This is a genomic window from Cutibacterium sp. LaCa_89, from assembly GCF_058177555.1.
This window is the reverse complement of the sequence record NZ_CP190889.1, coordinates 1,379,742-1,393,292: the sequence shown is the minus strand read 5'-3', so window position 1 is coordinate 1,393,292 and position 13,551 is coordinate 1,379,742. Positions and strand designations below refer to the sequence as shown.

Genomic DNA, 13,551 nt, shown 5'->3' with positions numbered 1-13,551 from the left:
AAGGCGAGTCGTCGGGTGCATCGAGTGTCTGGTCGGCCTCGTCGGCAGAGTCCGGCCTGACCGGGGACTCAGGCGACGGAGATGACTCGGTAGAGGGGGCTGACGTCGGTGAGCCAGCGGGGACGACGGGGGCCGGCGGCTCGGGTGAGGGTTCCGGGGCAGGGGCTGTCACCTGCACGTCCTCGTCATCGGGGCCATTCTCGTCTTGACGGCGGTCTCGCCTGTTGATCCTCCACACGGACCACAGGCTACCGTGGCTGGTTCCCGGGCCTCATGATTTGGACCAGCACCGCAGCGGCAATTTGACACCGAATCGTCGGAGTGAGGCTCGGCACAGTGCGCACTGACCACTGAAACTCAGTTGTTGGCCCCGAAAAGCGCCAGTTCCTGGCGTCCAGACGGGTTCGCGAAGACGGCGGATGAGCCTTTCGACTCATCCGCCGCCTGTGCGCTTGGGGCGTAACTGGTGCTTGGGATCAGGCCTCGTCGTCTCCCAGTGAGGCCTGCATGACGACGACGCACCTGCTCGGCAGGGTCATTGACATCCCGGCAGGAACCGTCTCGTCAGGGATTTCGCCAGGAACGGTCGTCGAGGCAACCACCTGCCAGGACTCGCCCCATCGGGCGCTGGGCAGGATGATCTCGGTCGGGTGATCTGCGGCGTGAAACCAAACGAGGAAGGCCTCGTTGTCGTCGCTGGTGTACATGCCCAGGGTGCGACGGCCTTCGTCGTGCCAGTCGTCGGTGACCATCTCGCCACCGTGACCGGAGAACCAGGCCAAGTCCGCCCGTCGCGGTCGCTCATCGGTCGAGCGACCCACCGGGTCATGGTGACGGTAGATCGGTGGGCGAAGGGTGGGATGCTCGCGACGCAGTGCGGTGAGGGTGCGGACGAGGTCGGTGACGTCTGACCAGCCCTCGGCCTCGTCCCAGTCCATCCAGGAGATGGGGGAGTCCTGGCAGTAGGCGTTGTTGTTGCCCTGCTGGGTACGACCCATCTCGTCGCCGGCGGTGATCATCGGCACACCGGTGGCCAGCAGCAAGGTGGAAACGAGGTTGCGGACCTGACGATGACGCAGCATGACGATGGACTGGTCGGTCGTCTCACCCTCCCAGCCACAGTTCCAGGAGCGGTTGTCATTGGACCCATCGTGGTTGTCCTCACCGTTGTCCTGGTTGTGCTTCATGTCATAGGTGACGAGATCACGCATGGTGAAGCCGTCATGGGCAGTGATGAAGTTGACGCTCGAGATCGGCTGACCGTAGAGGTCCGGGGATCCGCACAGCCGGGTGGCGAGTTCCTCAACCCCGCAGACGGCACCGCGCCAGAAATCGCGGATGTAGTTGCGGAAGCGGTCGTTCCACTCGCTCCAATGAGGGCCCCAAGCGCCTACCTGGTAACCGTAGGGGCCCAGATCCCACGGCTCGGCGATGTGCTTGACCTTGTTGAGGACCGGATCATCGACGAGGGCTTGCTTGAAGGGATGGTTCTGGTCAACCCCGTGGGACTTGTCACGGATGAGGGTGGTCGCCAGGTCGTAGCGGAAACCGTCAACACCCATCTCGGTGACCCAGTACCGCAGCGAGTCGAGGACCAGGCCGAGGACTTCCGGATGGGAGGTGTCTACTGAGTTGCCGCAGCCGGTGACGTCGTAGTCGTTGCGGTGATCATTGGTGAGTCGGTAGTAGGACTCGTGGTCGATACCGCGGAAGGACAGCGTCGGTCCTTCGTGGCCACCTTCGCCGGTGTGGTTGTAGACGACGTCGAGGATGACCTCGATGCCGGCCTCGTGGAAGGCCGTCACCATCTCCTTGAACTCACGCACCTGGGCACCCGTGGAACCCACCGAGCAGTAGGCGGCGTGAGGAGCGAAGAACCCCAGGGTGTTGTATCCCCAGTAGTTCGACAGTCCCCGGCCCACGACGAAGGGTTCGGAGACGAACTGCTGGATGGGCAGCAACTCAATGGCAGTGACGCCGATGGACTTGAGGTGCTCGATGACGGCCGGGTAGGCCAGACCGGCATAGGTGCCGCGCAGATGCTCGGGGACGAGGGGATGGAGCCGGGTGTAGCCCTTGACGTGGGTCTCGTAGATGACCGACTCACTGATGTCTCGGCGGTGCTCGATGGGCTTGGGAGGCTCGGAATCCTCGATCACCACGGCGAGCGGGACCGAGGTCGCGTCGTCGGTCGGATCCGGCTCGTAGTTGGACTCCGGGGTGTGATCCATGATCGGTCCGTGGTAGTCGACCCCTGCCGTGATGGCCTTGGCATATGGGTCGAGCAGCAGCTTGGCCGGGTTGAACCTCATACCGCGATCGGGATCCCACGGACCGTGAACTCGGTAGCCGTAGCGCTGACCGGCCGTGACGTCAGGGACCTCGATCGTCCAGACACCATGCTCGTCCATGGTCATGTCGTGGTTGACCTGTGACCTGTCATCTGCCACGAGTGCCAGCTCGACACGCTCTGCGCGTGGTGCCCACAACCCGAAACGGCAACCGTCGTCAATGAGGGTGGAGCCAAGCGCACTGGTGTCGAATGACGCCGTGTTGGTGTCGGTCACAATAAGGGCCTTTCGTCGGGGATGGTGGCCGGAACATCGGCGGACCGACGAATCATTTTAGTCTGAGTCGGCCGCGGCGTCCGCAGGAGCGAGAACGCGCAATTCCATACCCTGCCGATCGGCAGTAGCGTCAAGGAGTCGCCAGGAAGGACAGGTATGTCGCAATCGCAGCCCGACTCAGTACATCACGCTCGTGCCTATTTCGACCACGCGGCGACCTCCCCGCTGCGCCCGGAAGCCTTGGCCGCGATGGCCGAACCGGTGCCCGGGAACCCTGGTGCCATTCACGGTTCAGGCCGCGCGGCGAGGGCTTTGCTGGAGGATGCGCGAGAGGAGGTCGCCAGCCTGCTCGGAGCGGGTCCGTTGGAGATCGTGTTCACCAGCGGAGGAACAGAGGCCGACATGTTGGGCGTTATGGGAGCGGCCCGTCATGGCCACGCACTGATCTCGGCAGTGGAGCATCCCGCCGTCGGTACGGTGACGTTGCCATGGCTGCTCGGCGAGCGGGTGGGGGTGCTCCCGGTCGACGACGCGGGAGTCGTGGACCCTGATTCGATTGCTGCGAGCCCACTGAGCAGCGACCTCGACGTCGTCTCGGTGATGGCCGTCAACAACGAGACCGGCGCACGCCAACCCGTTGACCAGATCACCGAACAGGCCCATCGGGTCGGAGCCCTCATGCACACCGACGCCGTTCAGGCCCTTGGCCATGTCCCGGTGAACCTCGACGAGTGGGGAGTGGACCTGGCGTCCTTCTCCGCACACAAGATCGGTGGACCCGTCGGGATCGGGGCACTCTGGGTCCGCAGGGGAGTCGAGGTGCATCCAGTCTCCCCGGGAGGTGGGCAGCAGTACGGGATTCGCTCCGGCACCCAGCCGGTCGCGCTGGCTCGAGGTTTCGCGGCTGCTCTGCGGGCCTGCCTCAATGAGTTCGACGAGAAGACGGCTCAATGGCAGGCATGGCGGGAACGGATCGTTGAGTCGTGCCGACAGATCCCTGGGGCCAGCGTGGATGATGCCGGCACGACGAGCCCCACGATCATCCACCTCAGCGTGGCCGGAGCACGAGGGACCGACGTCGTCATGCTCGCGGACCGGGACGGGGTCGACCTATCGGCCGGATCGGCGTGCCATGCCGGGGTATCCCGTCCCTCACCGACGATGCTGGCCATGGGTCGTGACGACGAGGCAGCATCGTCGGGAGTGAGGATCTCGATGGGCTACAGCACCACCGAGGCCGAGGTCAATCGTCTGCTTACCGTCCTGCCTGCGGTCATCACTCAGGCCAGCGGGGCGCGATGAGTCGGCGTCAACCCCTATCATCGACATTCCCGCCGGGATCACGTTCCCACTATTAATCCGTATCCCTGCACGTTCACGGAGAGGAAGCACTGTGAAGGTTCTCGCTGCTATGTCGGGGGGAGTCGACTCTGCCGTCGCCGCTGCCCGTCTCGTCGCGGCAGGCCACGACGTCACCGGTGTGCATCTGGCGCTGTCACGCAACCCGCGTTCCCATCGGGAAGGGTCACGAGGATGCTGCTCCCTGGAGGATTCCTTCGACGCCCGGCGGGCCGCGGACAAGCTGGGGATCCCGTTCTACGTGTGGGATTTCTCCGACCGCTTCGCCGAGGAGGTCATTGACCCCTTCATCGCTGAGTATCAGGCCGGTCGCACGCCCAATCCCTGCCTGAGATGCAATGAGAGGATCAAGTTCGCGGCCCTGCTGGAACGCGGTCTCGACCTGGGATATGACGCCGTCGCCACCGGCCATTACGCCCGGACTGAGGTCGACGATGGAATGACGAAGCTGTACCGCTCGGTCGACCCGGGCAAAGACCAGTCCTACGTGCTGGCTGTCCTCAACCAGGATCAGCTGTCCCATTCGTTGTTCCCGCTGGGGAATTCCTTCAAGACTGATGTGCGACGGGAAGCGGCGGATCTTGGTTTGTCGGTGGCTGACAAACCTGATTCCAACGACATTTGTTTCATCCCTGACGGGGACACGCCAGGTTGGCTCTCGGAGAAGATCGGTTCGGCCGCCGGAGAGATCCGCGATGAGTTCGGGGCTGTTGTCGGTCATCACGACGGGTATCACCATTTCACCATTGGCCAGCGGAGAGGTCTTCGGCTCGGAGTTCCGGCCCCGGATGGCAAGCCGCGATACGTCCTCGACATCGAACCGGTCAACAACACCGTGGTCGTCGGAGGAGCCGAAGGGCTGACCGTGCGCCACGTCGAGGCCATCCGGCCGGTGTGGTGTTCTGGCGAGTCTGCCGCGACCTGGCATGGTCAGGTTCAGGTGAGAGCCCATGGGGATCCGGTTGACGCCACGATCACCACGGTCGCCGGTGGGGTGATGATGGACCTCGAGCAGACCCTGCGCGGAGTCGCTCCCGGTCAGGCGGCGGTCTTCTACGACGGGGACCTCGTCGTCGGATCAGCAACCATATGCGGGACGGATCGAGCCGGAATGACAGTGGAGCAGGCAGCATGATCGCCACAGGTATTGGGTCGCTGCCCGGCACCGACATGCGCGGCAGCGTGGCTGCGATGGCCGAGATCTTCGACGAGCTCATCCCGTTGCCAGAATTACCGGCCCGCGGAGTCAGTGGTCAAATGGTCGGGAGGGCGACGGCCCTCCTCATCGATCTGCCGGTTGATCATGGCCCGGGCGGATGGCGGCTCGCGGACGCCACCGACCATGCCGCTCGCTCGGCACGATCCCTTCTGCGCAACGACCTCGATGACCTCGAGGAGGTGCTGGCCAACGAGGAGGCCACCGTCAAGATCACTGTGGCCGGTCCTCTCACCCTTGCCACGGGCCTGCACATGCGCGCCGGGGAGTCGATCCTCGCGGATTCCTCGGCCCTGAACGACGTCACAGCCAGCCTGGCGGAAGGGATCAGCCAGCTTCTGACCGAACTGCGACGCCGGATGCCACGCGTGACCTGGACGATGCAGATCGACGAACCTGCTGCTCCTGCCGTTCTCGCGGGATCCATTCCGACCCAGTCGGGGCTCTATCGGCATCCGGCCATGGAGGCCACCACGGCGACGCGGCTCTGGCAGACGATCGTCAGTGGCTGTGAGGAGGTCTCGGCGGGACTGCACTGTTGTGGCCATCCCATCCCGTGGGCGCCGGCCGGCAAGGCCGGATTCACCACGATGTGGTGCGAGATCACAGACGCGGTGTCACTGGACTCCGCCGCGCAATGGGTGGAGTCAGGTGGACGGCTGGGCATGGGGGTCGTCGACACCATGACGGTCGATCAGGTGCCACCAGTGGATCGCCTCATCGACCGTGTGCTGTGGTTGGCGCGACGCACCCAGGTGGATCCCACCCTGCTGAGGGCAGGGGTGCTGAGCCCTGCCTGCGGGCTCGCCGGCTGGTCCCGTCAATCGGCTGCCGAGGTCTGCCGGACGGTGAGACGGGCAGCTGACCTCGTCGATGAGCAGCTGGACCGGGCAGGCTGAGCAGGTAGGGTTCCGATCGTGGGTTTCTTCACCAATCTCGACCTTGACGGCCAGACTCCGGAGCGCACTCGGCCGCGTGTCGGTGAGAAACAGTGGGCTCCGACTGGGGTCCCGACCACGAAGCGCAAGAAGGTGCAACGAGTTCTCGCACCCATCGCCTTCGTCGTCGCTCTCGCGGTGTTGGTCGGAGTGGGGTACTACTTCTTCCGCATCCTCGTCATGCGCGGGTGACAAGGGTCTTCACGGCATCGCGCTGGTGTCAGATGATGATGTGGAACCCATACTGGGTCGCCAGGGCCAGGAGGTAACACCGGATGAAGAATCCGACGGTGACCCACAGCGAGAACCACCAGAAGTGCATCTTGGTCGTCGCCGCGTAGATGACGACGAGGTAGACCGGCGGGACACCGGTAATGGCCGAGAAGAACAGCAGAGGCATGCCCCATCGCGGGGTCTCGACCACGTGAGCAGCCTTGTCATTCCATCTCCGTAGACGCCACCGCCAGGATCCCTCCGGAACCGGTTTGGGCTCCTTGTGCTTGATCCATTGCGAATTCGATCCGCGTCGGATACCGATGAACATGATCTGTTTGCCAACGCCGTGGCCAAGAGCCAGCCCCAGGGCGACTTCCAGCGGACCCAGGAGTTTTGATCCTAGGGCGCCGACGATGAACAACTCCGAATTGAGCACCGGCACCAAACTGGAAGCCACGCCGAAGGCGAAGGCTGATAGAACCTGGTACCAGAACTGCCAGGTGAGGTAGACCTCCATGTGGCCTCAGTTGGCCAGAGCGGCCATGTGCTGCAGACGATTGAGCTCGGAAGCCAGGAACCCTGGGCCTCCCTGACGTCCGGCAACCAGACAGCGCCCCCTCGATAGTGGGACAGCGGCGATGACGGTGTCACCCCAACCTGGCATCCAGCCAGCCTCGAGCTCAGCGACATGGGAGCGATCCATCGGTGTCAGACGTGCGATGCCCTCAGGAGTGAATTCCGGAGACAGGGCAGTCGAGATGATGACCTGCTCATCGGCATCGAAGAGTGCCGACCAATGAGTGTGGAAGACGACCGGGACGGCGCCACAGAGAATCTCGGCGGAATGCTTCGGGTCCTCGGACATCCGATTCAGGGCTGCGATGTCGGACTCAATACTCCAATTCTCCGGATACCTGCTCAGCCACAGCACATGAACTCCGTCAAGCATGTCGCAGGCCGATACCAAGGTGTCAGGCATCGTGGTCGGAGGAAGGGTCAGCATGAAGTCGTCGACGACGTAGTGATCGCCCTTTTCGACAATCTCAATCGCGGATATGTCGGCATCGGCGGTGCCCATGGCGGTCGCCACCGACCCCAGGGAACCCGGCGTGTCTGGCAGCTGAATACGAATCATGAGCACTCACTCATTGTTGCGGGTGGATCCGACGATCCCAAACTGAATTCGTGTTCCGGCGGGTCATCATCAAGGACGGAGGTGCTCATCTGGCAGTCGTGTCGGCCAGTGGTCCTAGGATAGTCTGAGGGCATTCCCGCCCCCATGCCGCCAACCAGGAGATTCATCGTGGCCCTCACGCCGGATGACGTCGTCCGCCTGGCCGGCCTGGCACGCATCGACCTCACTGACGACGAGACCGCGTATCTGGCTCCTCAGCTTGACGCGATCCTCGACGCCGTGGCCGCAGTGTCAGCCGTCGCCACCGACGACGTGCCACCTACCTCGCACGCTCTGCCGCTGTCCAACGTCTTCCGCGAGGACGTCATCAAGGAGTCGATGTCGGCTGATGACGCCCTGGCCATGGCCCCCCGCAGTGAGGATCAGCGCTTCCGTGTGCCCCGCATCCTGGACGAGGAGGCACAGTGAACGAGCTCGTGACCCTGACCGCTGCCGAACTCGGCGCACGCATTGCGTCCCGCGAGGTCTCCAGCGAGGAGGTCACCCAGGCACACTTGGACCGGATCGGCGAGGTCGACGGCGACGTGCGTGCCTTCCTTCTGGTTGATCACGACGGCGCCTTGGAAACTGCCCGACGGATTGACTCTCGGATCGCCGACGGTGAGAAGCTTGGTCCGCTGGCCGGTGTGCCGCTGGCCGTGAAGGATCTCTTCTGCACCAAGGGACTGGCCACCACGGCCTCGTCCCGGATGTTGGAGGGATGGATCCCGCCCTATGACTCGACCATCGTCACCCGATGCAAGGACGCCGGCATGGTGATCCTGGGCAAGACGAACCTGGACGAGTTCGCCATGGGATCCTCGACCGAGACCTCTGCCTTTGGCCCCACTCACAACCCGTGGGACCTCGACCGAGTTCCTGGTGGCTCGGGCGGCGGATCTGCCGCCAGCCTGGCTGCTTTCCAGTCCCCGTTGGCTCTCGGTACCGACACCGGAGGGTCCATTCGTCAGCCCGGTGCGGTGACCGGCACCGTCGGCATTAAGCCGACCTACGGGTCGACGTCCCGGTACGGCGTCATCGCGATGGCGTCTTCCCTGGACACCCCCGGACCCTGCGCTCGTACCGTCCTGGATGCGGCCTTGCTGCACCAGGTGATCGCCGGTCATGACTTGATGGACCAGACGACCATCGACCAGCCCACCCCGGCCATCGTCGAGGCTGCGAACCAGCCGGATGTCGCCGGAATGCGGATCGGTGTCGTCACCGAATTCGCCGGTGAGGGGTACGACCCGCAGGTCGAGGCACGCTTCGACGAGGCCGTCGAGATCCTGACGAGTGCGGGAGCCGAGGTCGTCGAGGTCTCCTGCCCCAAATTCGACCTGGCCCTGCCTGCCTACTACCTCATCCAACCCGCTGAGGTCTCCAGCAACCTGGCCCGCTACGACGCCATGCGCTACGGCCTGCGCGTCGATGATGACGGCGAGCACTCCGCCGAGCAGGTCATGCGTGCCACCCGTGGCGCCGGATTCGGTGCCGAGGCCAAGCGTCGCATCATCCTGGGTACGTATGCCTTGTCGGCCGGCTACTACGACGCTTACTACGGCTCGGCCCAGAAGGTCCGCACCCTCATCCAACGTGACTTCGAGAAGGCCTGGAAGACCTGTGACGTGCTCGTCTCCCCGGCCACCCCGACGACGGCATTCCGACTGGGGGAGCGCACGGCCGACCCGATGGCGATGTATCGCTCCGACCTGTGCACCATTCCGGCCAACATGGCCGGCAGCCCTGCTGGGTCCTTCCCGATCGGCCTGTCCGAGACCGACGGGATGCCCGTCGGTATGCAGGTGATGGCCCCGATCATGGCGGATGACCGCGTCTACCGGGTCGGTGCGGCCCTGGAACGGCTGCTGAACGAGAAGTGGGGTGCCCCGCTGCTTGCGAAGGCTCCCGAGCTGAGGGGAAAGGCATGATGACGGACGAGCTGCTGCCCTATGACGAGGTGATGGCTGACTACGAGCCGGTCATCGGACTCGAGGTCCACGTCGAGCTGTCGACGGCGACCAAGATGTTCTGCGGATGTTCCACGGACACCGAGAAGGATCCCAACACCAACGTCTGCCCGGTCTGCCTGGGTCTTCCCGGATCGATGCCGGCCATCAACGGCCACGCCGTCGAGTCGGCCATCCGCATCGGTCTGGCCCTCAACTGCAAGATCGCCGAGTGGTGCCGCATGGCCCGGAAGAACTACTTCTACCCGGACATGACGAAGAATTACCAGACCTCGCAGTACGACGAGCCGATCTGCTACGACGGCTGCCTCGACGTCGAGGTCGACGGCGAGGTCTTCCGTGTCGAGATCGAGCGTGCCCACATGGAGGAGGACGCCGGAAAGTCCCTGCACGTCGGCGGATCCGACGGACGTATTTCCGGTGCCAGCCACTCCCTCATGGACTACAACCGCGCCGGCGTCCCGCTCATCGAGATCGTCACCAGGCCGATCCGTGGACTGGGAGCCAAGGCGCCGCAGGTGGCACGGGCCTACATGGCTCAGCTGCGCGACATCATGATCGCTCTGGGAGTCTCCGAGGCCAAGATGGAACGAGGCAACCTGCGTTGTGATGCCAACGTCTCCCTCATGCCGCGCGGTAGCAGCACCTTGGGCACCCGTACCGAGACCAAGAACGTCAACTCGCTGCGCTCGGTCGAAGGAGCCCTGACCTACGAGATCCAGCGTCAGGGATTCGTGTTGGCCGAGGGACGCAAGGTTCGTCAGCAGACCCGGATGTGGCAGGAGAGCGGCGAATACACCATCGCCGGACGCGACAAGTCCGACGCCGAGGACTACCGCTACTTCCCCGAGCCGGACCTGGTTCCGATCGCGCCGTCCCGGGGATGGGTGGAGGAGTTGCGTGCTGGCCTGCCGGAGCTTCCAGCTGCCAAGAGAGCGCGTCTGGCCTCCCAGTGGCAGTTCTCCGAGCTGGAGATGACTGCGGTCGTCAATGCCGGCGCCCTCGACCTCCTTGAGGAGACCGTCAACGCTGGCTGCCAACCCGCTGCCGCGCGCAAGTGGTGGCTCACCGAGCTGTCTCGTCGTGCCAACGAGGCCGGGGTGGACCTGTCCGAGGTCGGTATGTCCCCGGCCCAGGTCGCCCAACTGCAGAAGCTCGTTGACGACGGCACCCTCACCGACAAGCTGGCCCGTCAGGTCATCGACGGTGTCATCGCTGGCGAGGGGGATCCTCAGCAGGTGGTCGACGGACGCGGTCTCGCCGTCGTCTCCGACGACGCCGCCCTTGGTGCTGCTGTTGACGACGTCATCGCTGCCAACCCGCAGATTGCCGAGAAGATCCGTGGTGGCAAGGTCCAGGCGGCCGGTGCCCTCATTGGTCAGGTCATGAAGGCCATGAGGGGTCAGGCAGACGCCAAGCGGGTCAGGGAGCTCATCCTCGAGAAGCTCTCCTGACCCACGCGGTTGAGTTCCTGCGCCCCGGCTCTCACAACGAGTGGTCGGAGCGCATGAACTCGGAGAGGGTGTCCGGCTCACCGAGGACGTCGACCTGGGCGACCGAGGTGCGTCCGGTGAGCAGTAGGAGGATTTCCGAGGGCTTGCCGACGATGGTAACGATGCGGTCACCGGGATGAAGGGTGACGGGGTTCCCCAGTCCGGTCATCTCCGCGTGCACGCCTACCGGGGAGCGACGAGTCAGAGCACGTCCGTACTTACGGATGATCCCTGCCAGTTGAAGCTCGGCGCGGTGGCCCAGTTGTCGGGGTCGCCAGCCGGGCTGGGCTCGAAGCAGATCCTCGTGGTGGATGAAGTACTCCATCGAGTTGGCGGCGGCGTCCATCCCCGGAACGCGGAAGATCGAGAAGCGGTCTGGCCCCTGAGCGAAGCGTGCCACCAGATCCTCGAAGGATCCCGATGCCTCCATTTTGTCCGCACGGGCCTGTGTGACGGCGTCGAAGACGCTGACGGCCATGCCGGGGATGGCCAATGGATCATTCTCCCGGAGCAGGACGTGGGTCAGCAGATCTCGGGCGGTCCATCCCTCGCACAGAGTCGGGGCATCGGGGCCAAGTCGTGACAGGTCTGCAGCCAGTCCGGCTCGTTCGTCTCGTGCAATGGACATTCAGGTCCTCCTTCGAACTATGAGCCCATCTTGCCAGCACCGGTCCGAAACGCGGCGCGGACTCCAGATGTCGGTGGTTCGGTGTTCAATGGGCCCGTGCTGACCGAAGAACCCACTCTCCCCCCCGACGTCGCAGCGCGCCTGCGACGCAATGACGCCGGTCTGGTACCTGCCGTGGTCCAGGACGCCACGACCGGGGACGTCCTCATGATGGCTTGGATGGACGATGTTGCCCTGGCCCGCACCCTGACCACCCGTCGTGCGACCTACTGGTCCCGGTCGCGTCAGGAGTACTGGGTCAAGGGGGAGACCTCCGGCCACACCCAGCACGTTCGTTCGGTTCAACTCGACTGTGACGGCGACACCCTGCTACTTCGCGTCGACCAGGTCGGAGGGGCATGCCACACCGGTGACCACACCTGTTTCGACGCCGATGTGCTCCTGGACGAGGTGGCCGAGTGATGATCGACGTCACCCCATCACGTGAGGAGTTCGCTGCCCTGGCGGAGGAGAATACTGTCGTCTCGGTGCGGACCAAACTGATCTGCGATGACGACACCCCGATTGGTCTCTACCAGCATCTCTGCGGGGACCGACGACTGACCTTCCTGCTGGAGTCCGCGGAGTCGGGCATCTGGTCGCGGTGGTCCTTCATCGGGGTCATTACTCGCTGCGCCCTGACGTCCGACGGGCGTTCGGTGGAGTGGATCGGCGAACCGCCTGCGGGTTTGACGGTCAGTGATGACCCACTCGGCGCCCTCAAGGAGGCCCTGGCCGCCCTGAACACCCCGGCAGAGTCTGACCTTCCACCCTTGACGAGCGGTTTTGTTGGATATATCGGATACGACATGGTTCGTCGTCTGGAGGATATCGGCGACGATCTCGTCGATGATCTGGACCTCCCGGTGGCATGCCTCATGCTCGCCGGGGAGATGGCGGTCCTCGACCACCAACGCGGTGAGCTGTGGCTCATCTCCAACCAGGTGGTGGACGGAACCGATCTCGATGAGGCTTACGACGACGCGGTTGACGCCCTCGAGGCGATGGTGACGAGGTTGGCCGAGCCGCGGGAGGTGCTGACGGCCCGTGCCGTGGACCGCGCCGCGAGTCAGGTACATCGTCAACGCACGCCCAAAAAGTTCGGCGAGATGGTCGACACCGCCATCGAGCGCATTCGCGACGGTGACATCTTCCAAGTCGTCCCCAGCCAGCGCTTTGACGTCGAGACCGAGGCCGATGCCCTCGACATCTACCGTCAGCTGCGTCGCACCAATCCCAGTCCCTACCTCTACCTGCTGCGGTTACCTGGATTCGACGTCATCGGATCCTCCCCGGAGGCTCTGGTGACGGTGGCAGACGGTGTCGCGACGACTCACCCGATTGCCGGTACCCGCCCGCGCGGACGCACTGCGGTCGAGGACCGGGCCATGGAGGACGAGCTGCTGGCCGACCCCAAGGAGCGCTCCGAGCACACCATGCTCGTCGATCTGGGACGCAACGACCTGGGTCGGGTCTGCGTGCCCGGAACTGTCAACGTCACCGAGTTCATGCACGTGGGGCGATATTCCCACGTCATGCACCTGGAGGCGGCGGTGACCGGACAGATCGTTGACGGCCTGGACGCCGTCGACGTGACGATGTCGTGTTTCCCGGCTGGCACCCTGTCCGGGGCACCGAAGATTTCCGCCATGCGGATCATCGAGGAGCTCGAGACCACCCGACGTGGCGTCTACGGTGGCGTCGTCGGGTACTTCGATCTGCACGGCAATTCGGACTGTGCCATTGCCATCCGGACTGCCGTCCTCAAGGATCAGGTTGCCCATGTGCAGGCCGGAGCCGGAATCGTGTTGGACTCGGTCGGAGCCAAGGAGAACGCTGAGTGCCAGAACAAGGCGGCGGCCGTCATCCAGGCGATTCAAGATGCGGGAACCCTGCATCCCCTGCGGGAGGACGCACAGTGAGGACTCCGATCCCAGTCGTGTGGCGAGTG

13 protein-coding genes are annotated in these 13,551 nt (G+C 64.3%); 9 read left to right on the top strand and 4 right to left on the bottom strand.

Features of this window, described 5'->3' with window-relative positions; genetic code table 11:
* Window positions 1-476: 476 nt before the first annotated feature.
* The gene (gene glgX, locus ACP8LP_RS06440; RefSeq protein ID WP_016667597.1) at window positions 477-2,567 is read right to left on the bottom strand and encodes a glycogen debranching protein GlgX; all 2,091 of its coding nucleotides are present in this window, start codon (window positions 2,565-2,567) and stop codon (window positions 477-479) included.
* A gap of 156 nt (window positions 2,568-2,723) precedes the next feature.
* Here glgX and ACP8LP_RS06435 point away from each other — a divergent pair, with 156 nt between their 5' ends.
* The 4 genes from ACP8LP_RS06435 to ACP8LP_RS06420 all read left to right on the top strand — a co-directional run bounded on the left by ACP8LP_RS06435 (window position 2,724) and on the right by ACP8LP_RS06420 (window position 6,272).
* Entirely contained in the window at window positions 2,724-3,869 is a 1,146-nt protein-coding gene (locus tag ACP8LP_RS06435) for a cysteine desulfurase family protein (RefSeq protein WP_016667598.1), read from the top strand.
* 91 nt (window positions 3,870-3,960) lie between these two features.
* The gene (gene mnmA / locus ACP8LP_RS06430; RefSeq protein ID WP_016667599.1) at window positions 3,961-5,061 is read left to right on the top strand and encodes a tRNA 2-thiouridine(34) synthase MnmA; all 1,101 of its coding nucleotides are present in this window, start codon (window positions 3,961-3,963) and stop codon (window positions 5,059-5,061) included.
* Window positions 5,058-6,041 carry a methionine synthase gene (locus tag ACP8LP_RS06425; protein ID WP_484483048.1) on the top strand — a complete coding sequence of 328 codons (984 nt, stop codon included), beginning with the start codon at window positions 5,058-5,060 and terminating at the stop codon, window positions 6,039-6,041. Before mnmA ends, ACP8LP_RS06425 begins: the two co-directional genes overlap by 4 nt.
* Before the next feature lie 18 nt (window positions 6,042-6,059).
* Window positions 6,060-6,272: a hypothetical protein gene (locus ACP8LP_RS06420; protein ID WP_016667601.1), complete on the top strand. Its 213-nt coding sequence runs from the start codon at window positions 6,060-6,062 to the stop codon at window positions 6,270-6,272.
* A 28-nt stretch (window positions 6,273-6,300) separates the two neighbouring features.
* Here the strand turns inward: ACP8LP_RS06420 and ACP8LP_RS06415 are convergent, their stop codons facing one another.
* Both ACP8LP_RS06415 and ACP8LP_RS06410 read right to left on the bottom strand, forming a co-directional pair.
* Window positions 6,301-6,813 carry an SNARE-associated domain-containing protein gene (locus ACP8LP_RS06415; RefSeq protein ID WP_004811374.1) on the bottom strand — a complete coding sequence of 171 codons (513 nt, stop codon included), beginning with the start codon at window positions 6,811-6,813 and terminating at the stop codon, window positions 6,301-6,303.
* 6 nt (window positions 6,814-6,819) lie between these two features.
* Window positions 6,820-7,431, bottom strand: coding sequence for an ACT domain-containing protein (locus tag ACP8LP_RS06410; protein ID WP_016667602.1), 612 nt, complete (start codon window positions 7,429-7,431; stop codon window positions 6,820-6,822).
* Window positions 7,432-7,575: 144 nt separating this feature from the next.
* On the opposite strand from ACP8LP_RS06410, the gene gatC reads away from it, so the two are divergent.
* The 3 genes from gatC to gatB are packed head-to-tail and all read left to right on the top strand — an operon-like array spanning window position 7,576 to window position 10,894.
* Window positions 7,576-7,899, top strand: coding sequence for an Asp-tRNA(Asn)/Glu-tRNA(Gln) amidotransferase subunit GatC (gene gatC, locus ACP8LP_RS06405; protein WP_036910368.1), 324 nt, complete (start codon window positions 7,576-7,578; stop codon window positions 7,897-7,899).
* Window positions 7,896-9,401 (top strand): Asp-tRNA(Asn)/Glu-tRNA(Gln) amidotransferase subunit GatA, encoded by a 1,506-nt coding sequence (gene gatA / locus ACP8LP_RS06400; RefSeq protein WP_063279938.1) that lies wholly within the window; start codon window positions 7,896-7,898, stop codon window positions 9,399-9,401. Before gatC ends, gatA begins: the two co-directional genes overlap by 4 nt.
* Window positions 9,401-10,894 (top strand): Asp-tRNA(Asn)/Glu-tRNA(Gln) amidotransferase subunit GatB, encoded by a 1,494-nt coding sequence (gene gatB, locus ACP8LP_RS06395; RefSeq protein WP_036976595.1) that lies wholly within the window; start codon window positions 9,401-9,403, stop codon window positions 10,892-10,894. Before gatA ends, gatB begins: the two co-directional genes overlap by 1 nt.
* 31 nt (window positions 10,895-10,925) lie before the next feature.
* On the opposite strand, the gene ACP8LP_RS06390 is transcribed toward gatB, so the two are convergent.
* The gene (locus ACP8LP_RS06390; protein ID WP_016667606.1) at window positions 10,926-11,561 is read right to left on the bottom strand and encodes a TIGR03085 family metal-binding protein; all 636 of its coding nucleotides are present in this window, start codon (window positions 11,559-11,561) and stop codon (window positions 10,926-10,928) included.
* A gap of 96 nt (window positions 11,562-11,657) precedes the next feature.
* Here ACP8LP_RS06390 and hisI point away from each other — a divergent pair, with 96 nt between their 5' ends.
* Window positions 11,658-12,023, top strand: a complete 366-nt coding sequence (gene hisI, locus ACP8LP_RS06385; RefSeq protein ID WP_187117034.1) for a phosphoribosyl-AMP cyclohydrolase — start codon at window positions 11,658-11,660, stop codon at window positions 12,021-12,023.
* Window positions 12,023-13,522 carry an anthranilate synthase component I gene (locus ACP8LP_RS06380; protein ID WP_016667608.1) on the top strand — a complete coding sequence of 500 codons (1,500 nt, stop codon included), beginning with the start codon at window positions 12,023-12,025 and terminating at the stop codon, window positions 13,520-13,522. The genes hisI and ACP8LP_RS06380 overlap by 1 nt, the downstream gene beginning before the upstream one ends.
* Window positions 13,523-13,551: the final 29 nt, after the last annotated feature.